We start from the raw sequence: 19,392 nt of genomic DNA, 5'->3' as shown, positions 1-19,392 counted from the left end.
CGCGAGGAGTGTCGTCGCAGATGGCAAAACAAAAAAAACGTGGCTTCTTTTCCTGGCTGGGCTTCGGCGAAAAAGAGCAAGACACAGAACAAAAAATCGAAGAGCAGCAGACAGTTGAAGAACAGTCGCAGCCTGAAACCTCTGTCGAAACCGCCGCGGTAGTCGAAGCGGAAGCGCACGCGCACAGCAAAGAAGAGACCGAAGCTTTTGCTGAAGAGGTGGTGGAAGTCACCGAACGGGTTCAGGAAAGCGAGAAACCGCAGCCGGTCGAAGCGATTGTTGAGCCGGTTATCGAAGAAGCGCCGCAGGCCGTCATTGAACACGAAGAACTTCCGCTGCCGGAAGAGGTAAAAGCCGAAGCGATCGCGCCAGAAGAGTGGCAGGCGGAAGCTGAAATCGTCGAAATTGTGGAAACCGTCGAAGAAGAAGCGGAAAACGAACCCGAAATCACCGACGAAGAGCTCGAAGCTCAGGCGCTGGCCGCTGAGGCTGCCGAAGAAGCGGTGATCGTCGTTCCGGTCGAAGAGCCGGAAGAAGAGGTCCCGGCAGAAGAGATCGTTCAGGAGCAGGAAAAACCGACCAAAGAAGGTTTCTTCGCGCGCCTGAAACGCAGCCTGGTCAGAACCAAAGAAAACCTCGGTTCCGGATTTATCAGTCTGTTCCGCGGCAAAAAAATCGACGATGATCTGTTTGAAGAGCTGGAAGAACAGCTTCTGATTGCGGACGTCGGCGTGGAAACCACGCGCAAAATTATCGCGAAGCTGACCGAAAGCGCGAGCCGCAAACAGCTGCGCGACGCCGAGGCGCTGTACGGCCTGCTGAAAGACGAGATGGGCGAAATTCTCGCAAAAGTTGACGAACCGCTTAATATTGAAGGCAAAACGCCATTTGTTATTCTGATGGTCGGCGTCAACGGCGTGGGTAAAACCACCACCATCGGTAAGCTGGCACGTCAGTTCGAGCAGCAGGGCAAATCGGTGATGCTGGCGGCGGGGGATACCTTCCGTGCGGCCGCCGTTGAGCAGCTGCAGGTCTGGGGCCAGCGCAACAACATTCCGGTGATTGCGCAGCACACCGGCGCGGATTCCGCGTCCGTGATCTTCGATGCTATTCAGGCCGCGAAGGCGCGAAACATCGACGTGCTGATTGCCGATACCGCAGGGCGTTTGCAGAATAAATCGCACCTGATGGAAGAGCTGAAGAAAATCGTTCGCGTCATGAAGAAGCTGGACGAAGACGCGCCGCATGAGATTATGCTGACCATCGACGCCAGCACCGGACAGAACGCCATCAGCCAGGCGAAGCTGTTCGATGAGGCGGTCGGGCTGACCGGGATTACGCTGACCAAACTGGACGGCACCGCCAAGGGTGGGGTGATCTTCTCCGTGGCGGATCAGTTCGGCATCCCAATCCGTTATATCGGTGTCGGCGAACGTATCGAGGATTTGCGTCCGTTTAAATCGGACGACTTTATTGAGGCACTATTTGCCCGAGAGGACTAACAATGATTCGCTTTGAACACGTCAGCAAGGCCTATCTCGGTGGGAGACAAGCGTTGCAGGGGGTGACATTCCACCTGCAGCCAGGCGAGATGGCATTCCTGACCGGCCACTCCGGCGCGGGGAAAAGTACCCTGCTCAAGCTTATCTGTGGGATCGAGCGGCCAAGTGCCGGGAACATCTTTTTTGGCGGCCACGATATCAGCCGCCTGAAAAACCGTGAGGTGCCGTTCCTGCGTCGCCAGATCGGCATGATTTTCCAGGATCACCACCTGCTGATGGATCGCACCGTCTTCGATAACGTGGCGATCCCGCTGATCATTGCGGGTGCCAGCTATGATGATATCCGCCGTCGCGTTTCCGCGGCGCTGGACAAAGTTGGCCTGCTGGACAAAGCGAAAAACTTCCCGATCCAGCTCTCCGGCGGTGAACAGCAGCGCGTGGGCATTGCTCGCGCGGTGGTGAACAAACCCGCCGTTCTGCTGGCGGATGAACCGACCGGTAACCTGGACGATGCGCTGTCGGAAGGGATCCTGCGTCTGTTTGAGGAATTTAACCGCGTTGGGGTGACAGTCCTGATGGCGACGCACGACATCGGGCTTATCTCCCGTCGTTCGTACCGCATGCTGACCCTGAGCGACGGTCATTTGCACGGAGGCCACGGTGAATAAGCGCGACGCAATCAACCAGATTCGGCAGTTCGGAAACCGATTCGACCGTTTCCGCAAGCCGCAGGGCGGCGGGGATGGCAACCGCAATGCGCCAAAGCGCGCCAAAGCGGCTCCGAAACCGAACTCCCGTAAGACCAACGTCTTTAACGAACAGGTGCGCTACGCCTTCCACGGCGCGGTGCAGGATCTGAAAAGCAAACCGCTGGCGACGTTCCTGACGGTGATGGTGATCGCCATCTCCCTGACGCTGCCGAGTGTCTGCTACATGGTCTACAAGAACGTCAACCAGGCGGCCTCGCAATACTATCCGTCACCGCAGATTACGGTGTATCTGGATAAAGCGCTGGACGATAACGCCGCCGCGCAGGTAGTGGGGCAACTCCAGTCGGAGCAGGGCGTTGAGAAGGTGAACTACCTCTCGCGCGATGAAGCGCTGGGCGAGTTCCGCAACTGGTCCGGGTTTGGCGGCGCGCTGGATATGCTCGAAGAGAACCCGCTGCCCGCCGTGGCGGTGGTGATCCCGAAGCTGGATTTCCAGGGCACCGATTCGCTTAACACCCTGCGCGACCGCATCACCCGTATCAACGGGATTGATGAAGTGCGCATGGACGACAGCTGGTTTGCTCGTCTCGCCTCCCTGACCGGGCTGGTAGGGCGCGTAGCGGCGATGATCGGCGTGCTGATGGTGGCGGCGGTCTTCCTCGTCATCGGTAACAGCGTGCGTCTGAGTATCTTCGCCCGCCGCGACAGCATTAACGTGCAGAAGCTGATTGGTGCGACGGATGGATTCATCCTGCGACCGTTCCTCTACGGCGGCGCATTGCTCGGTTTTTCCGGCGCATTTCTTTCACTGATTTTGTCAGAAATTTTGGTGATGCGGCTCTCGTCTGCCGTCACTGAAGTGGCGCAGGTTTTCGGAACCAAGTTTGATATCAGTGGGTTAGGCTTCGATGAGTGCCTGTTGCTCCTGCTGGTCTGCTCGATGATCGGCTGGGTTGCCGCCTGGCTTGCGACGGTACAACATTTACGTCACTTTACCCCGCAGTAAAAAATCTCTGGTATAATCTTTCCCTGCACTGAGTACTTCACGCTGCAGGGAAAGAGTCCCTGTTGACTCTCCCCCGCAATCAGTAGTCCATGTCACAATTTGTGCGTAATTTATTCACAGCATTACATGGAACTTGTGGATAAAATCACGGTCTGATAAAAATGTGAATGTTAGTCTCACTGCTCAAATGCTTTGGCATGCTTGTTGCCTGATGGGGACAAACCACCGCCAGAAGACACTAAATTGAGAGGAATGAATGACCAAAGAAATGCAAACTTTAGCTTTAGCCCCTGTTGGTAACCTGGAATCTTATATCCGGGCTGCGAACACCTGGCCGATGTTGACGGCTGAGGAAGAAAAGGAGCTTGCTGAAAAGCTGCATTACCAGGGCGATCTGGAAGCAGCTAAGACGCTGATCCTGTCTCACCTGCGCTTTGTTGTTCACGTTGCTCGTAATTACTCGGGCTACGGCCTGCCGCAGGCGGACTTGATTCAGGAAGGCAACATCGGTCTGATGAAGGCTGTACGTCGCTTCAACCCGGAAGTGGGTGTGCGACTGGTCTCCTTCGCCGTTCACTGGATCAAAGCTGAAATTCACGAATACGTCCTGCGTAACTGGCGTATTGTGAAAGTCGCCACGACCAAAGCACAGCGCAAACTGTTCTTCAACCTGCGTAAAGCCAAGCAGCGTCTGGGCTGGTTCAACCAGGATGAAGTCGAAATGGTGGCGCGTGAGCTGGGTGTATCCAGCAAAGACGTGCGTGAGATGGAGTCCCGTATGGCCGCTCAGGATATGACATTTGATATGTCTTCTGACGACGATGCGCAGGATAGCCAGCCGATGGCACCGGTTCTGTATCTGCAGGATAAAACCTCTAACTTTGCCGACGGCATCGAAGAGGATAACTGGGAAGATCAGGCCGCGAACAAGCTCACCCACGCGATGGAAGGTCTCGACGAGCGTAGCCAGGCGATTATCCGCGCCCGCTGGCTGGACGAAGACAACAAGTCCACGCTGCAGGAACTGGCCGACCGCTACGGCGTCTCCGCTGAGCGTGTGCGTCAGCTTGAAAAGAACGCCATGAAAAAACTTCGCGCCGCTATCGAAGCCTAATTCCCGCGAAGTCCCCCGATAACCCCTGGATGAAAGTCTGGGGGTTTTGTTTTTTATACTCCCCAAAACCGTAGGCCGGATAAGGCGCAGCCGCCATCCGGCAAAGTGCGGGCACAGATGCCCGATGGCGCTTCGCTTATCGGGCCTACTTGTTTTTTTATACTCCTCAAAACCTGTAGGCCGGATAAGGCGCAGCCGCCATCCGGCAAAACGCACCCAACCTCGCTTTTTTCATCACCCGCTCTGGCGAATTATTCCCCCCTGGCAAACACTTACAGATGCGCTACGCATGCGAATCTCTCAGGGGGACAGGGTGAAAAATAATGAGTTAAATGAACGGCGTGTGCAGGCCACGCCGCGCGGCATCGGGGTGATGTGCGGTTTCTACGCCGATAAAGCGGAAAACGCCACGCTGTGGGACGTGGAAGGTAACGAGGTGATCGACTTCGCCGCCGGGATCGCGGTGCTCAACACCGGTCATCGCCATCCTAAAGTGATCGCCGCCATCGAAAAACAGCTTCAGTCGTTTACCCACACGGCGTACCAGATTGTACCGTACGAAGGCTACATCGCCCTCGCGGAGCGCATCAACGCACGCGTGCCGATTGAGGGACCAGCCAAAACGGCCTTCTTCTCGACGGGCGCAGAAGCCGTCGAAAACGCAGTCAAAATCGCCCGCGCTTACACCAAACGTCCGGGCCTTATCACCTTCGGCGGCGCCTTCCACGGGCGCACCTTTATGACCATGGCGCTGACCGGCAAAGTGGCGCCGTACAAACTCGGCTTTGGCCCGTTCCCCGGCTCGGTCTATCACGCGCAATATCCCAATACGCTGCACGGCGTGAGCTCGCAGGACGCACTGAAAAGTCTCGAACGTATCTTTAAAGCCGATATCGCTCCGGACCAGGTGGCGGCGATTATCCTTGAACCGGTTCAGGGCGAGGGCGGATTCAACGTCGCGCCGCCTGATTTTATGCAGGGCCTGCGCGCCCTGTGCGACACCCACGGTATTTTGCTCATCGCCGACGAAGTGCAGACCGGCTTTGCCCGTACCGGGAAACTGTTCTCGATGGAGCATCACTGCGTGAAGCCGGATCTGATCACCATGGCGAAAAGCCTGGCGGGCGGGATGCCGCTCTCGGCGGTATCGGGCCGCGCCGAAGTGATGGACGCCCCCGCGCCGGGCGGGCTCGGCGGCACCTACGCCGGGAATCCGCTGGCGATTGCGGCGGCGCTGGCGGTGCTGGAGGTGATCGACGAAGAAGATCTCTGCACCCGCGCGTCACACCTGGGTCATCATCTGGTTGAGGTGCTGAGCAAAGCCCAGTCCAGCTGCCCGTTTATCGCCGATATCCGCGCACAGGGGTCGATGGTCGCGGTAGAGTTCAACGATCCTGAGACCGGGCAACCCTCGCCGGAATTTACCCGCCAGGTGCAGGAACGCGCGCTGGCCGAAGGGCTACTGCTGCTCAGTTGCGGCGTCTACGGCAACGTTATTCGTTTCCTCTATCCGCTCACCATCCCCGAAGCCCAGTTCCGCAAAGCGCTGGATATCATCTCGGCGTCGCTGACTCGATAAAGCCCAGGCCCGGTCGCAAATCTGCGCCGGGCTAGCATATATACATTTCAAATTAGCTATTCCAAAATCATAAAAATGGGGTATGTTTTAGCAGAGTGTGCTGAAAAAGCGCGAGCAGCAGACCAATAATTGAAATAAAGCGCTACACAACAACATCACAACAATCGTAATAACCATAATAATGGGGAATCTCAGGATGAATATGAAGGGTAAAGCGTTACTGGCAGGATGTATCGCGTTGGCATTCAGCACTATGGCTCAGGCGGATATCAAAGTGGCTGTTGTCGGTGCGATGTCCGGTCCGGTAGCGCAATACGGCGACCAGGAATTTACTGGCGCAGAACAAGCGGTTGCAGACATTAATGCCAAGGGCGGGATCAAAGGCGAAAAACTGCAGATCGTAAAATATGATGATGCCTGTGACCCGAAACAAGCGGTCGCGGTGGCGAACAAAGTGGTGAACGACGGGATCAAATACGTTATCGGTCACCTGTGCTCCTCTTCCACTCAGCCAGCGTCTGATATCTACGAAGACGAAGGCATTCTGATGATCACCCCGGCGGCGACGGCGCCAGAGTTGACCTCACGCGGTTATAAACTGATTCTGCGCACCACCGGTCTGGACTCTGACCAGGGCCCAACCGCAGCGAAATACATTCTTGAGAAGGTGAAACCGCAACGCATCGCGATTGTTCACGACAAACAGCAGTACGGCGAAGGCCTGGCGCGCTCTGTGCAGGACAGCCTGAAGAAAGCCAATGCGAAAGTGGTGTTCTTCGACGGGATCACCGCCGGTGAGAAAGACTTCTCCACCCTGGTGGCGCGTCTGAAGAAAGAGAATATCGACTTCGTCTACTACGGCGGCTACCACCCGGAAATGGGCCAGATCCTGCGCCAGGCGCGCGCGGCCGGTCTGAAAACCCAGTTCATGGGCCCGGAAGGCGTGGCGAACGTTTCTCTGTCTAACATCGCGGGCGAATCGGCGGAAGGGATGCTGGTGACCAAGCCGAAGAACTACGATCAGGTTCCGGCGAACAAACCGATTGTGGATGCGATCAAAGCCAAGAAACAGGATCCAAGCGGCGCGTTCGTGTGGACCACCTACGCGGCACTGCAATCTCTGCAGGCGGGCCTGAACCAGTCAGCCGATCCGGCTGAGATTGCCACCTGGCTGAAAGCGAACTCTGTCGATACCGTGATGGGGCCGCTGTCCTGGGATGAGAAGGGCGATCTGAAGGGCTTTGAGTTCGGTGTCTTCACCTGGCATGCGGATGGTTCAGCGACCGACGCTAAGTAATTAAATGCCCGGTGGCGCGCAGCGATCCGGGCCTACGGGAAGTGCGGTCTGATGCCCTCACCCTGACCCTCTCCCACGGGGAGAGGGCCAAAACATTAAAAATGGCAACCTTTGGTTTTAATACCAGTCAGTTAAGCAACATAATGAATTTAAATTTATTATGTTGCTTGCTCCAGGACCTTTATGGCATCAGTGGAATTGTTCCGTTCACTTTCGTTCCTCTGCTTCCGGTCTATCACTCTGCGGTGAACGTGCCAGGGTGGCTCAATCGCCGCCACCCTGGCAACCCCGGCTCCCGGCCAGGAAAATCGCCGCTTCGCGGTCCCCTCAGCTTATTCCTTGCGGCTATCGGGTCGGGCGCGATCCTGCATCCATGCAGGTCGCACCCTCTCGGCGCTTCCCTGCGCCTCGACCCGGCCTCCAGGAAACGCTTCGGCGATTTTCAGCCGGACTCACGCTCCCTCCAGCTTTACAGCCGTCTGAATGTGGCACCGGTATGGGTCCCCTTGTCACGTTCACAGGTTATGAAGTGATTATATTCTGCTGAACATGAGGTGAACGGAATAACCTCAGATGCTTAACTGACCAGCATTACAACCTTTGGTTGCCGTTTTGCGTTGAACTTGTAGGCCGGGTAAGGCGCAGCCGCCACCCGGCTTTTTTTAACGCCGCGCCCACCCACTCTCCTGCTCCACAAACCCCAGCGCCTGCATAAATGCGGTCATCACCGCGCGGTCTTCCACGCCGACATCCGCCATCCACCAGGATGATACGTCCGGATTGTCTCGAATCACCTCTTCAAGCAGATACTGCCCGACGCCGCGACGGCGGGTGATTTCGCGCACGCGCAGGGAGTCCAGCGCGCCTTCGGTGCCGCTCAGGGTCACGCGCACCGCGCCCAGCAGACGCTCGTTAAAGCGGGCGGCATAGATACGGTGAATCTCATCCACGGCCAGTGAGGAAGGGGAATATTCCGGCCAGATCTTGCCCAGGTCGATATGATCCTGGTCGCTAAAGGACACCAGACGAAGGATGGTCAGTTTCATTAGCTGCTTGTCCAAATCAGAAAGAATAAAGGCAGTGTACTCAATTTATCTCGCCAGCGGCTTCCCCTTTTTTAAACCATTCTCCAGGTGATTACTTTTTTAGCAGCGCGATGTGCAGTGCGAAAATGCATGGATCGAAAATTAAGCAGAATTTTAACCTGAAAGGCAGTGTTTTATTCGGCGCTTTGTACCGTTATTTTATGCTGCAAACTGCACTTTTATTTGTTTATCTCTGTCGGATTTCAGAATATTATCTTTGCTTAATCGCATGAAAAATAGAGATTTTAGTCTGGTTTTTAGCAAAAAACTGCGCTAAACCATTAAAGGCACTGGTAAAAATAGCGTTGTTCATTAAAAGTACAGAATGCTTTTTAACCATAATAAAACAAAATATATACATCACGTCACGAATGGGGATTCACAGATGAAAAGGAACGCGAAAGCATTAATCGCGGGAATGGTTGCATTAGCGATTTCGCAGGCAGCCATGGCGGAAGACATTAAAGTTGCCGTCGTCGGTGCCATGTCCGGTCCGGTTGCCCAGTGGGGCGATATGGAGTTCAACGGCGCGCGTCAGGCGATCAAAGACATCAACGCCAAAGGCGGCATCAAAGGGGATAAGTTGGTTGGCGTGGAATACGACGACGCCTGCGATCCAAAACAAGCCGTCGCCGTGGCCAACAAAATCGTTAACGACGGCATCCAGTACGTGATCGGCCACCTGTGCTCGTCCTCGACTCAGCCTGCTTCCGATATCTACGAAGACGAAGGCATTCTGATGATCACCCCTGGGGCGACGAACCCGGAGCTGACGCAGCGTGGCTATCAGCACATCATGCGTACCGCCGGTCTGGACTCCTCTCAGGGCCCGACTGCCGCGAAATACATCCTCGAGAAAGTGAAGCCGCAGCGCATTGCGATCATTCACGATAAACAGCAGTACGGCGAAGGCCTGGCGCGTTCCGTCCAGGACGGCCTGAAGAAAGGCGGCGCGAACGTGGTCTTCTTCGACGGCATCACCGCCGGTGAGAAAGATTTCTCCGCGCTGCTGGCCCGTCTGCAAAAAGAGAATATCGACTTCGTCTACTACGGCGGCTACTACCCGGAGATGGGCCAGATGCTGCGCCAGGCGCGCGCGACCGGTCTGAAAACCCAGTTCATGGGCCCGGAAGGCGTGGGTAACGCGTCCCTGTCGAACATCGCGGGCGATGCGGGCGAAGGCATGCTGGTGACGATGCCAAAACGCTATGACCAGGAACCGGCGAACAAAGCTATCGTAGAGGCGCTCAAAGCGCAGAAGAAAGATCCGAGCGGTCCGTACGTCTGGATCACCTACGCGGCGGTGCAGTCCCTGGCGACCGCTCTGGAACGTACCGGCAGCAAAGAGCCGCTGGACTTAGTCAAAGATTTGAAAGCACACGGCGCTGATACCGTGATTGGGCCGCTGAACTGGGATGAGAAAGGCGATCTAAAGGGATTTGAATTTGGTGTCTTCCAATGGCACGCCGATGGATCTTCCACGGTAGCCAAATAATCATCCCGCCGCCCGCGCAAAACGGGCGGTTATAAAAAGGTTTTCTTATGTCCGAGCAGTTTCTCTATTTCTTGCAGCAGATGTTTAACGGCGTCACGCTGGGAAGCACCTATGCGCTGATCGCCATCGGCTACACCATGGTTTACGGCATTATCGGCATGATCAACTTCGCCCACGGCGAGGTCTATATGATCGGCAGCTATGTCTCCTTTATGATCATCGCCGCCCTGATGATGATGGGCATCGACAGCAGCTGGCTGCTGGTGGGTGCCGGGTTTGTCGGCGCGATTGTGATTGCCAGCGCCTACGGCTGGAGCATCGAGCGCGTGGCCTATCGCCCCGTGCGCAGCTCCAAGCGTCTGATTGCGCTCATCTCCGCCATCGGGATGTCCATCTTCCTGCAAAACTACGTCAGCCTGACGGAAGGGTCGCGCGACGTGGCGCTGCCAAGCCTGTTCAACGGCCAGTGGATTGTCGGAGCCAGCGAAAACTTCTCAGCCTCTATCACCACCATGCAGCTGGTTATCTGGATTGTGACCTTCCTGGCGATGCTGGCGCTGACCATTTTCATCCGCTACTCCCGCATGGGCCGCGCCTGCCGCGCCTGCGCAGAAGATCTGAAAATGGCCAGCCTGCTCGGGATTAACACCGACCGCGTGATCGCCCTGACCTTTGTGATTGGTGCAGCGATGGCCGCCGTCGCGGGCGTGCTGCTCGGTCAGTTCTACGGCGTAATCAACCCGTACATCGGCTTTATGGCCGGGATGAAAGCCTTCACCGCCGCGGTTCTGGGTGGGATCGGAAGTATTCCTGGCGCGATGATCGGCGGCCTGATTCTGGGCGTGGCCGAAGCGCTCTCCTCGGCGTACCTGAGTACCGAATATAAAGACGTGGTGTCGTTCGCCCTGCTGATTCTGGTGCTGCTGGTGATGCCTACCGGGATCCTGGGTCGTCCGGAGGTAGAGAAAGTATGAAACCGATGCATTTTGCGATGGCGCTTCTCTCTGCCGCCATGTTCTTCGTCCTCGCGGGCGTCTTTATGGGCGTCCAGTTAGAACTGGATGGCACCAAACTGGTGGTCGATACCGCCGCCGATATCCGCTGGCAGTGGGTGTTTGTCGGCACCGCCGTGGTGTTCCTGTTCCAGCTGCTGCGTCCGGTGTTCCAGAAGACGTTGAAAAACGTCTCCGGCCCGAAATTCGTGCTGCCTGCGATTGATGGCTCGACCGTTAAACAGAAGCTGTTCCTGGTGGCACTGCTGGTAGCCGCTGTCGCCTGGCCGTTCGTGGTCTCGCGTGGGACGGTGGATATCGCCACCCTGACCATGATCTACGTGATTCTGGGCCTCGGTCTGAACGTGGTGGTCGGTCTGTCGGGTCTGCTGGTGCTGGGCTACGGCGGGTTTTACGCTATCGGTGCTTACACCTTCGCGCTGCTGAACCACTATTACGGGCTGGGCTTCTGGACCTGTCTGCCGCTGGCGGGGCTGGTCTCTGCCGCTGCAGGATTCCTGCTCGGCTTCCCGGTACTGCGTCTGCGCGGCGACTATCTGGCGATTGTGACCTTAGGCTTCGGCGAAATCGTCCGTATCCTGCTGCTCAACAACACCGAAGTGACCGGCGGCCCGAACGGCATCAGCCAGATCCCGAAACCGACCTTCTTCGGCCTGGAGTTCAGCCGTTCCGCGCGGGAAGGCGGGTGGGATACTTTCAGCAACTTCTTCGGCGTGAAGTACGATCCGTCCGACCGCGTGATTTGGCTCTATCTGGTGGCGCTGCTGCTGGTGGTCATTACGCTGTTCGTGATTAACCGTCTGCTGCGTATGCCGCTGGGCCGCGCGTGGGAAGCGCTGCGCGAAGATGAAATCGCCTGCCGCTCCCTGGGCCTGAACCCGACGCGCATCAAGCTGACCGCCTTTACCATCAGCGCCGCGTTCGCCGGTTTTGCCGGAACCCTGTTTGCCGCACGTCAGGGCTTCGTCAGCCCGGAATCCTTCACTTTCGCCGAATCGGCCTTCGTGCTCGCCATCGTGGTGCTCGGCGGGATGGGCTCGCAGTTTGCGGTGATCCTCGCGGCAATTCTGCTGGTGGTTTCTCGCGAGCTGATGCGTGACTTTAACGAATACAGCATGTTGATGCTGGGTGGTTTGATGGTACTGATGATGATCTGGCGTCCGCAGGGCTTGCTGCCGATGACCCGTCCACAGTTGAAGCTGAAGAACGGGCAAGCGAAAGGAGAGCAGGCATGAGTCAGCCATTATTATCCGTAAACGGCCTGATGATGCGTTTTGGCGGCCTGCTGGCGGTCAATAACGTCTCGCTGGACCTGTTCCCGAAAGAGATCGTCTCCCTGATTGGCCCGAACGGCGCGGGGAAAACCACGGTGTTCAACTGCCTGACCGGGTTCTATAAACCGACGGGCGGGACCATCATGCTGCGCGATCAGCATCTTGAAGGGCTGCCGGGCCAGCAAATTGCCCGCATGGGCGTGGTGCGCACCTTCCAGCACGTGCGTCTGTTCCGCGAGATGACGGTGATTGAAAACCTGCTGGTGGCGCAACATCAGCAGCTGAAAACCGGCGTGTTCTCCGGTCTGCTGAAAACTCCGGCCTTCCGCCGCGCGCAGAGCGAAGCCCTGGATCGTGCCGCGACCTGGCTCGATCGTATCGGCCTGCTGCAGCACGCTAACCGTCAGGCGAGCAACCTGGCCTATGGCGATCAGCGTCGTCTGGAGATTGTCCGCTGCATGGTGACGCAGCCGGAAATCCTGATGCTCGATGAACCTGCCGCTGGTCTGAACCCGAAAGAGACCAAAGAGCTGGACGAGCTGATCGTCGAGCTGCGTAACCATCACGACACCACCATTCTGCTGATTGAGCACGATATGAAACTGGTGATGGGCATCTCCGATCGTATCTACGTGGTCAACCAGGGGACGCCGCTGGCGAACGGCACGCCTGATGAAATTCGACATAACCCGGACGTGATCCGCGCCTATCTGGGTGAGGCATAAAATGGAAAAAGCGATGTTATCTTTTGACAATGTGAATGCCCACTACGGCAAGATTCAGGCGCTGCACGACGTCAGCCTGCATATCAATCAGGGCGAGATCGTCACGCTCATCGGGGCCAACGGCGCGGGGAAAACCACGCTCCTCGGCACCCTGTGCGGCGATCCGCGCGCCACCAGCGGACGTATCGTCTTTGACGGGAAAGACATCACCGACTGGCAGACCGCCAAAATCATGCGTGAAGCGGTGGCAATTGTTCCCGAAGGTCGCCGGGTGTTTTCCCGGATGACGGTGGAAGAGAACCTGGCGATGGGCGGCTTCTTTGCCGAGCGCGATCAGTATCAGACCCGCATCAAACGCGTGTATGAGCTCTTCCCGCGTCTGTACGAGCGCCGCATTCAGCGCGCAGGCACCATGTCCGGGGGTGAGCAGCAGATGCTGGCGATAGGCCGTGCGCTGATGAGTCAGCCACGCCTGCTGCTGTTGGACGAGCCGTCGCTCGGCCTCGCGCCAATTATCATTCAGCAGATCTTCGACACCATCGAGCAGCTGCGCAAAGAGGGGATGACCATCTTCCTCGTCGAGCAGAACGCCAACCAGGCGCTGAAGCTCGCGGATCGCGGCTACGTGCTGGAGAACGGCCACGTGGTGCTTTCCGATACCGGCGACGCGCTGCTGGCGAACGAAGCGGTGCGGAGTGCGTATTTGGGCGGCTGAGCCGTCTGTTGTTGCCCGGTGGCGCTGCGCTTACCGGGCCTACAAACCCTGAAAGGAGATCGGGATGAAACGTATCTATCTGTTTGCCCTCGCGGCATGCTGTCTTACGGCAAACGCTGCAGAGAACATTAACCCACGCGACCCTTCCATCTGGCAGGAGCCCAATAAGCCGGACGAAAACAAACAGGATCCGTGTGAAATCTTACAGTCGTCTGTCTGCCCGGGTTATCAGGACCAGAAAACCGATATCCAGAAAGAGCAGAAGCGGCGGGAAGACAATCGACAACACAAAAGTCTGGAATCAGGCAAACCCTATTACCCGTCGTCATTTTGAATCGTAGGCCGGGTAAGGCGCAGCCGCCACCCGGCTTTTTTTGCCATGCAACCGTCACCATTCCATCATTCCCCTGACCCCTGTCTGTCATCATTCTGTAAATAAACAGTTATTTTTCTGTCATTCGAGCATGTCATGTTACCTCGCGAGCATAAAACGCGTGATATCGCGCATCCGGCACAATAAAGAGAGATGACAATGACTTCGTTACGACACACAGCTTTGGGTCTGGCAATCGGTCTGGCTTTTGCGACGAATGCAATGGCTGTCACCACGATTCCGTTCTGGCATTCCATGGAAGGGGAGTTGGGCAAAGAGGTTGATTCCCTGGCGCAACGTTTCAACGACACCCACCCGGATTACAAAATTGTGCCGGTGTACAAAGGTAACTACGAGCAGAGCCTGAGCGCGGGTATCGCGGCGTTCCGCACCGGTAACGCACCGGCGCTGCTGCAGGTGTATGAAGTCGGCACCGCCACCATGATGGCCTCGAAAGCGATCAAACCGGTCTACGAAGTGTTTAAAGACGCGGGCATTAACTTCGATGAATCCCAGTTCGTGCCAACGGTGTCCGGTTACTACACCGACTCCAAAACCGGGCATTTGCTGTCGCAGCCGTTTAACAGCTCCACGCCGGTGCTGTACTACAACAAAGACGCCTTCAAAAAAGCCGGTTTAAACCCGGATCAGCCGCCGAAAACCTGGCAGGACCTGGCCGAGTACACCGCCAAACTGAAAGCCGCGGGCATGAAATGTGGCTACGCGAGCGGCTGGCAGGGCTGGATCCAGATCGAAAACTTCAGCGCCTGGCACGGTCTGCCGGTCGCCACCAAAAACAACGGCTTTGACGGCACCGACGCGGTGCTCGAATTCAACAAGCCGGAGCAGGTGAAACACATCGCCCTGCTGGAAGCGCTGAACAAGAAGGGCGATTTCAGCTACTTCGGGCGTAAAGACGAATCCACCGAGAAGTTCTACAACGGCGACTGCGCCATCACCACCGCCTCTTCCGGGTCGCTGGCGGATATCCGTCACTACGCCAAATTCAACTACGGCGTGGGCATGATGCCTTACGACGCTGACGTCAAAGGCGCGCCGCAGAACGCCATCATCGGCGGAGCGAGCCTGTGGGTGATGCAGGGCAAAGACAATGGCACCTACAAAGGCGTGGCGGAGTTCCTCGACTTCCTCGCGAAACCTGAAAACGCCGCCGAGTGGCACCAGAAGACCGGCTATCTGCCGATCACCAAAGCCGCTTACGACCTTACGCGCGAGCAGGGCTTCTACGACAAAAACCCAGGTGCCGATATCGCCACGCGCCAGATGCTGAACAAGCCGCCATTGCCGTTCACCAAAGGTCTGCGTCTGGGCAACATGCCGCAGATTCGTACCATCGTGGATGAAGAGCTGGAAAGCGTCTGGACCGGTAAGAAAACGCCACAGCAGGCGCTGGATTCCGCGGTAGAGCGCGGGAATCAGCTGCTGCGCCGCTTTGAGCAGTCGACGAAGTCTTAACGCTTTTGCCGGATGGCGCTGCGCTTATCCGGCCTACAGAACGCACCATGTTGTCTTTGTAGGCCGGGTAAGGCGAAGCCGCCACCCGGCGTTTTCTGAAAAAGAGTCCCGCTATGTCATCATCCCGTCCGGTATTCCGTTCGCGCTGGCTGCCCTATTTGCTGGTCGCCCCGCAGCTGATTATCACCGTTATCTTTTTCATCTGGCCTGCGGGCGAAGCGCTGTGGTACTCGGTGCAAAGCGTCGATCCGTTCGGGCTCTCCAGCCAGTTTGTCGGCCTGGACAACTTCACCGCGCTGTTCCATGACAGCTATTACCTCGACTCCTTCTGGACGACGATCAAATTCAGCGCCCTGGTCACCGTCAGCGGTCTGGTGGTCTCCCTGTTTTTCGCCGCGCTGGTGGATTACGTGGTGCGCGGCAGCCGTCTGTATCAGACGCTGATGCTGCTGCCCTACGCCGTGGCACCCGCTGTCGCCGCCGTGCTGTGGATCTTCCTATTTAACCCAGGGCGCGGGCTGATCACCCATTTCCTCGGTGAATTTGGCTACGACTGGAACCACGCCCAGAACAGCGGCCAGGCGATGTTCCTGGTGGTCTTCGCCTCGGTGTGGAAGCAGATCAGCTACAACTTCCTGTTCTTCTTCGCCGCCCTGCAATCCATTCCGCGATCGCTGGTCGAAGCCGCCGCGATTGACGGCGCGGGGCCGATTCGCCGCTTCTTCAAACTGGCGCTGCCGCTGATTGCACCCGTGAGTTTCTTCCTGCTGGTGGTCAACCTGGTCTATGCCTTCTTCGACACCTTCCCGGTGATCGACGCCGCCACCGCCGGTGGGCCGGTGCAGGCCACCACCACGCTTATCTACAAAATCTATCGCGAAGGCTTTGCCGGTCTGGATCTCTCCGCCTCTGCCGCGCAGTCCGTGGTGCTGATGGGCCTGGTGATTGTGCTGACGGTGGTTCAGTTCCGCTATGTCGAAAGTAAGGTGCGTTACCAATGATTGAGAACCGTCCGGGGCTGACGATTTTCAGCCACACCATGCTGATTCTCGGGATCATCGTCATCCTCTTCCCGCTGTACGTGGCCTTCGTCGCCGCCACGCTTGATACCAAAGCCGTCTTCGACACGCCGATGACGCTGGTTCCCGGCGGCCATCTTTTCGAGAACATGGCGACCATCTGGACCCAGGGCGTCGGGGCCAACAGCGCGCCGTTCTGGCTGATGATGCTCAACAGTTTCATCATGGCGTTTGGCATTACCGTCGGCAAAATCGTGGTGTCGATGCTCTCGGCTTTCGCCATCGTCTGGTTCCGCTTTCCCCTGCGTAACCTCTTCTTCTGGATGATTTTTATCACCCTGATGCTGCCGGTCGAAGTGCGTATTTTCCCGACCGTGGAAGTGATCGCCAATCTCGGAATGCTCGACAGCTACGCGGGCCTGACGCTGCCGCTGATGGCCTCGGCGACCGCGACTTTCCTGTTCCGCCAGTTCTTTATGACTCTGCCGGACGAACTGATTGAAGCCGCGCGAATCGACGGTGCCTCGCCGATGCGTTTCTTCCGCGACATCGTTTTGCCGCTTTCCAAAACCAACCTCGCGGCGCTGTTCGTCATCACCTTTATCTACGGCTGGAACCAGTATCTGTGGCCGCTGCTGATTGTGCAGGACGTCAATCTCGGCACCGCCGTGGCGGGCATCAAAGGCATGATCGCCACCGGCGAAGGCACCACTCTCTGGAACCAGGTGATGGCGGCGATGCTGCTCACGCTGATCCCCCCGGTCGTTATCGTTTTAGCCATGCAGCGCGCGTTCGTGCGTGGTTTAGTAGACAGTGAGAAATAATATGGCAGGATTAAAACTACAGGCAGTCACCAAAAGCTGGGACGGCAAAAACCAGGTCATTCAACCCCTGACGCTCGACGTGGCGGACGGCGAATTCATCGTGATGGTCGGCCCGTCCGGCTGCGGGAAATCGACGCTGCTGCGCATGGTCGCCGGGCTTGAGCGCGTGACCAGCGGTGATATCTGGATCGACCGCCAGCGCGTCACCGAAATGGAACCGAAAGATCGCGGGATCGCGATGGTGTTCCAGAACTACGCCCTCTATCCGCACATGAGCGTGGAAGAGAACATGGCCTGGGGCCTGAAAATCCGCGGGATGGGCAAGGGCCACATCGAAGAGAAAGTGAAAGAGGCAGCGCGCATTCTTGAGCTGGACGGCCTGCTGAAACGCAGACCGCGCGAGCTCTCCGGCGGCCAGCGCCAGCGCGTGGCGATGGGCCGCGCCATAGTGCGCGATCCGGCGGTGTTCCTGTTCGACGAACCACTCTCCAACCTCGACGCCAAACTGCGCGTGCAGATGCGCCTCGAACTGCAGCATCTGCATCGTCGCCTGAAAACCACCTCCCTGTACGTCACCCACGATCAGGTCGAAGCCATGACCCTCGCCCAGCGCGTGATGGTGATGAACAAAGGCATCGCCGAGCAGATCGGCACCCCGGTGGAAGTTTACGAAAAACCGGCCAGCCGTTTTGTCGCCAGCTTTATCGGCAGCCCGGCGATGAACCTGCTGGAGGGGCGCATCAGCAACGCGGGCACCCATTTTGAGCTGGAGAGCGGCATGGCGCTGCCGGTGAACTGGTTTTATCGTGGTTACGCCGGGCGTAAAATGACGCTCGGTATCCGCCCGGAACATATTGCGTTAAGCTCGCAGGCGGAAGGCGGCGTGCCCCTGGTGATGGACACGCTGGAGATGCTGGGTGCCGACAACCTGGCGCACGGACGCTGGGGCGATCAAAAGCTGGTGGTGCGTCTCGCGCATCAGGAACGCCCAAAGGCGGGGAGCACGCTGTGGCTGCATCTGCCGGAAAATCACCTGCACTTATTTGATGGTGAAACAGGACAACGCGTATGAGTAACTGGCCATATCCTCACATCGTCGCCCACCGTGGCGGCGGGAAACGAGCACCGGAAAACACCCTGGCAGCGATTGATAAGGGCGCGTATTACGGTCATCAGATGATCGAGTTCGACGCTAAGCTATCGAAAGATGGCGAAATTTTCCTGCTGCACGACGATAACCTCGAGCGCACCAGCAACGGCTGGGGCGTGGCGGGCGATCTGCCGTGGCGCGATCTGCTGAAAGTGGACGCCGGAAGCTGGTTCAGCGGCGAGTTCAAAGGCGAACCGCTGCCGCTGCTGGCGGAAGTGGCGGATCGCTGTCGTCAGCACGGGATGATGGCCAATATCGAAATCAAACCGACCACCGGCACCGGGCCACTCACGGGCAAAGTGATTGCCCTGGCCGCGCGTGAACTGTGGGAAGGGATGACCGCGCCGCTGCTGTCGTCGTTTGAAATCGACGCTCTGGAAGCGGCACAAGCGGCTGCCCCGGAACTGCCGCGCGGATTACTGCTGGATGAATGGCGTGACGACTGGCGCGAGCTGGCCACCCGCTTAGAGTGTGTGTCGATCCACCTGAATCACCGCCTGCTGGACGAAGCGCGCGTGAAGATGCTCAAAGACGCCGGACTGCACATCCTGGTCTATACGGTGAACAAACCCCAGCGAGCGGCAGAGTTGCTGCGCTGGGGCGTGGATTGCATCTGCACCGATGCGATTGACGTGATTGGCCCGAACTTTAATTCTGCGGATTATTGAGCATATCGCCGTTCGAGCGCGGCGGCAGCATATGTTGCTGCTGACCGCCGCTCGTCCCGCCGCTTAACATCCCACCGTTCGTATTCGGCAACGGCTGCACACGCGGCTGGCCCTGCTGAATCATCTGCGTATTGTTATTCATCTGATTTTGCAGGCTCTGCTGCTGAAGCTGAGTCTGGGTTTTCAGTTGCTGATTCAACATCCCTTTTTGCTGCTGCTGTTGGCCCAACATCTGGGTCTGCATCCGCTGCTGGCTTGGGATCTCATATCCCGGCTGGTTCGGGTTGTTCATGGTATTGAGTGGCTGTGCGAGCACGGCGAACGGAAGCAGTGCCGTTAAGATCAAGTATCGTTTCATTCTCATCTC

General features: G+C 57.4%; 19 protein-coding genes. 17 read left to right on the top strand and 2 right to left on the bottom strand.

Annotated elements, in window-relative coordinates; translation table 11 throughout:
• The first annotated feature begins 20 nt into the window (after window positions 1-20).
• From ftsY to livJ, 6 genes are all read left to right on the top strand, one after another.
• Window positions 21-1,502 carry a signal recognition particle-docking protein FtsY gene (gene ftsY, locus AC3WS9_RS20725; protein WP_492490155.1) on the top strand — a complete coding sequence of 494 codons (1,482 nt, stop codon included), beginning with the start codon at window positions 21-23 and terminating at the stop codon, window positions 1,500-1,502.
• 2 nt (window positions 1,503-1,504) lie between these two features.
• Window positions 1,505-2,170, top strand: a complete 666-nt coding sequence (ftsE, locus tag AC3WS9_RS20720; protein ID WP_282493568.1) for a cell division ATP-binding protein FtsE — start codon at window positions 1,505-1,507, stop codon at window positions 2,168-2,170.
• Complete coding sequence (gene ftsX, locus AC3WS9_RS20715) at window positions 2,163-3,218, top strand: permease-like cell division protein FtsX (protein ID WP_282493567.1); 1,056 nt, start codon at window positions 2,163-2,165, stop codon at window positions 3,216-3,218. The genes ftsE and ftsX overlap by 8 nt, the downstream gene beginning before the upstream one ends.
• A 256-nt stretch (window positions 3,219-3,474) precedes the next feature.
• On the top strand, window positions 3,475-4,332 hold the full coding sequence (rpoH, locus tag AC3WS9_RS20710; RefSeq protein WP_059180334.1) for an RNA polymerase sigma factor RpoH: 858 nt from the start codon (window positions 3,475-3,477) through the stop codon (window positions 4,330-4,332).
• Window positions 4,333-4,645: 313 nt separating this feature from the next.
• A complete protein-coding gene (locus AC3WS9_RS20705) occupies window positions 4,646-5,911 on the top strand; it encodes a 4-aminobutyrate--2-oxoglutarate transaminase (RefSeq protein ID WP_285146130.1) in 1,266 nt (421 codons plus the stop codon).
• Window positions 5,912-6,107: 196 nt separating this feature from the next.
• Window positions 6,108-7,208 carry a branched chain amino acid ABC transporter substrate-binding protein LivJ gene (gene livJ / locus AC3WS9_RS20700; RefSeq protein ID WP_282493565.1) on the top strand — a complete coding sequence of 367 codons (1,101 nt, stop codon included), beginning with the start codon at window positions 6,108-6,110 and terminating at the stop codon, window positions 7,206-7,208.
• 662 nt (window positions 7,209-7,870) lie between these two features.
• Here livJ and panM read toward each other — a convergent pair.
• Window positions 7,871-8,254: an aspartate 1-decarboxylase autocleavage activator PanM gene (gene panM, locus AC3WS9_RS20695; RefSeq protein ID WP_492490154.1), complete on the bottom strand. Its 384-nt coding sequence runs from the start codon at window positions 8,252-8,254 to the stop codon at window positions 7,871-7,873.
• Window positions 8,255-8,678: 424 nt separating this feature from the next.
• Between panM and livK the strand changes: the two genes are divergently transcribed.
• From livK to ugpQ, 11 genes are all read left to right on the top strand, one after another.
• Window positions 8,679-9,788, top strand: coding sequence for a high-affinity branched-chain amino acid ABC transporter substrate-binding protein LivK (gene livK / locus AC3WS9_RS20690; protein WP_285155405.1), 1,110 nt, complete (start codon window positions 8,679-8,681; stop codon window positions 9,786-9,788).
• 47 nt (window positions 9,789-9,835) lie between these two features.
• A complete protein-coding gene (livH, locus tag AC3WS9_RS20685; RefSeq protein WP_095283762.1) occupies window positions 9,836-10,762 on the top strand; it encodes a high-affinity branched-chain amino acid ABC transporter permease LivH in 927 nt (308 codons plus the stop codon).
• Window positions 10,759-12,036: a branched chain amino acid ABC transporter permease LivM gene (gene livM / locus AC3WS9_RS20680; protein ID WP_282493562.1), complete on the top strand. Its 1,278-nt coding sequence runs from the start codon at window positions 10,759-10,761 to the stop codon at window positions 12,034-12,036. The genes livH and livM overlap by 4 nt, the downstream gene beginning before the upstream one ends.
• Window positions 12,033-12,800 carry a high-affinity branched-chain amino acid ABC transporter ATP-binding protein LivG gene (livG, locus tag AC3WS9_RS20675; protein WP_282493561.1) on the top strand — a complete coding sequence of 256 codons (768 nt, stop codon included), beginning with the start codon at window positions 12,033-12,035 and terminating at the stop codon, window positions 12,798-12,800. The genes livM and livG overlap by 4 nt, the downstream gene beginning before the upstream one ends.
• A gap of 1 nt (window position 12,801) precedes the next feature.
• Complete coding sequence (livF, locus tag AC3WS9_RS20670; protein ID WP_282493560.1) at window positions 12,802-13,515, top strand: high-affinity branched-chain amino acid ABC transporter ATP-binding protein LivF; 714 nt, start codon at window positions 12,802-12,804, stop codon at window positions 13,513-13,515.
• Window positions 13,516-13,579: 64 nt separating this feature from the next.
• Window positions 13,580-13,849 (top strand): hypothetical protein, encoded by a 270-nt coding sequence (locus AC3WS9_RS20665; protein ID WP_282493559.1) that lies wholly within the window; start codon window positions 13,580-13,582, stop codon window positions 13,847-13,849.
• Between the two features lie 198 nt (window positions 13,850-14,047).
• A complete protein-coding gene (gene ugpB / locus AC3WS9_RS20660; protein ID WP_282493558.1) occupies window positions 14,048-15,364 on the top strand; it encodes a sn-glycerol-3-phosphate ABC transporter substrate-binding protein UgpB in 1,317 nt (438 codons plus the stop codon).
• 113 nt (window positions 15,365-15,477) lie between these two features.
• Window positions 15,478-16,365: a sn-glycerol-3-phosphate ABC transporter permease UgpA gene (gene ugpA / locus AC3WS9_RS20655; protein ID WP_282493557.1), complete on the top strand. Its 888-nt coding sequence runs from the start codon at window positions 15,478-15,480 to the stop codon at window positions 16,363-16,365.
• On the top strand, window positions 16,362-17,207 hold the full coding sequence (ugpE, locus tag AC3WS9_RS20650; protein WP_282493556.1) for a sn-glycerol-3-phosphate ABC transporter permease UgpE: 846 nt from the start codon (window positions 16,362-16,364) through the stop codon (window positions 17,205-17,207). The genes ugpA and ugpE overlap by 4 nt, the downstream gene beginning before the upstream one ends.
• A gap of 1 nt (window position 17,208) precedes the next feature.
• Window positions 17,209-18,279 (top strand): sn-glycerol-3-phosphate import ATP-binding protein UgpC, encoded by a 1,071-nt coding sequence (locus tag AC3WS9_RS20645; RefSeq protein WP_285146135.1) that lies wholly within the window; start codon window positions 17,209-17,211, stop codon window positions 18,277-18,279.
• The gene (gene ugpQ / locus AC3WS9_RS20640) at window positions 18,276-19,025 is read left to right on the top strand and encodes a glycerophosphodiester phosphodiesterase (RefSeq protein ID WP_492490153.1); all 750 of its coding nucleotides are present in this window, start codon (window positions 18,276-18,278) and stop codon (window positions 19,023-19,025) included. The genes AC3WS9_RS20645 and ugpQ overlap by 4 nt, the downstream gene beginning before the upstream one ends.
• Here the strand turns inward: ugpQ and AC3WS9_RS20635 are convergent.
• Window positions 19,006-19,383, bottom strand: a complete 378-nt coding sequence (locus AC3WS9_RS20635; protein ID WP_492490152.1) for a DUF2756 family protein — start codon at window positions 19,381-19,383, stop codon at window positions 19,006-19,008. The genes ugpQ and AC3WS9_RS20635 overlap by 20 nt on opposite strands.
• Window positions 19,384-19,392: the final 9 nt, after the last annotated feature.

It is taken from the genome of Lelliottia sp. EB106-05-01-XG201, assembly GCF_058791735.1.
The sequence above is the reverse complement of the archived record's forward strand: the minus strand, read 5'-3'. Positions and strand labels throughout refer to the sequence as shown.

Excerpts from the sequence above, each read along its gene's own strand:
- livH (WP_095283762.1), top strand. The coding sequence starts at position 9,836 with ATGTCCGAGCAGTTTCTCTATTTCTTGCAGCAGATGTTTAACGGCGTC.
- ugpE (WP_282493556.1), top strand. The coding sequence starts at position 16,362 with ATGATTGAGAACCGTCCGGGGCTGACGATTTTCAGCCACACCATGCTG.
- livM (WP_282493562.1), top strand. The coding sequence starts at position 10,759 with ATGAAACCGATGCATTTTGCGATGGCGCTTCTCTCTGCCGCCATGTTC.
- ugpA (WP_282493557.1), top strand. The coding sequence starts at position 15,478 with ATGTCATCATCCCGTCCGGTATTCCGTTCGCGCTGGCTGCCCTATTTG.
- livK (WP_285155405.1), top strand. The coding sequence starts at position 8,679 with ATGAAAAGGAACGCGAAAGCATTAATCGCGGGAATGGTTGCATTAGCG.
- livJ (WP_282493565.1), top strand. The coding sequence starts at position 6,108 with ATGAATATGAAGGGTAAAGCGTTACTGGCAGGATGTATCGCGTTGGCA.
- ftsY (WP_492490155.1), top strand. The coding sequence starts at position 21 with ATGGCAAAACAAAAAAAACGTGGCTTCTTTTCCTGGCTGGGCTTCGGC.
- AC3WS9_RS20665 (WP_282493559.1), top strand. The coding sequence starts at position 13,580 with ATGAAACGTATCTATCTGTTTGCCCTCGCGGCATGCTGTCTTACGGCA.
- AC3WS9_RS20645 (WP_285146135.1), top strand. The coding sequence starts at position 17,209 with ATGGCAGGATTAAAACTACAGGCAGTCACCAAAAGCTGGGACGGCAAA.
- ugpB (WP_282493558.1), top strand. The coding sequence starts at position 14,048 with ATGACTTCGTTACGACACACAGCTTTGGGTCTGGCAATCGGTCTGGCT.
- livF (WP_282493560.1), top strand. The coding sequence starts at position 12,802 with ATGGAAAAAGCGATGTTATCTTTTGACAATGTGAATGCCCACTACGGC.
- AC3WS9_RS20635 (WP_492490152.1), bottom strand. The coding sequence starts at position 19,383 with ATGAAACGATACTTGATCTTAACGGCACTGCTTCCGTTCGCCGTGCTC.
- ugpQ (WP_492490153.1), top strand. The coding sequence starts at position 18,276 with ATGAGTAACTGGCCATATCCTCACATCGTCGCCCACCGTGGCGGCGGG.
- rpoH (WP_059180334.1), top strand. The coding sequence starts at position 3,475 with ATGACCAAAGAAATGCAAACTTTAGCTTTAGCCCCTGTTGGTAACCTG.
- panM (WP_492490154.1), bottom strand. The coding sequence starts at position 8,254 with ATGAAACTGACCATCCTTCGTCTGGTGTCCTTTAGCGACCAGGATCAT.
- livG (WP_282493561.1), top strand. The coding sequence starts at position 12,033 with ATGAGTCAGCCATTATTATCCGTAAACGGCCTGATGATGCGTTTTGGC.
- ftsE (WP_282493568.1), top strand. The coding sequence starts at position 1,505 with ATGATTCGCTTTGAACACGTCAGCAAGGCCTATCTCGGTGGGAGACAA.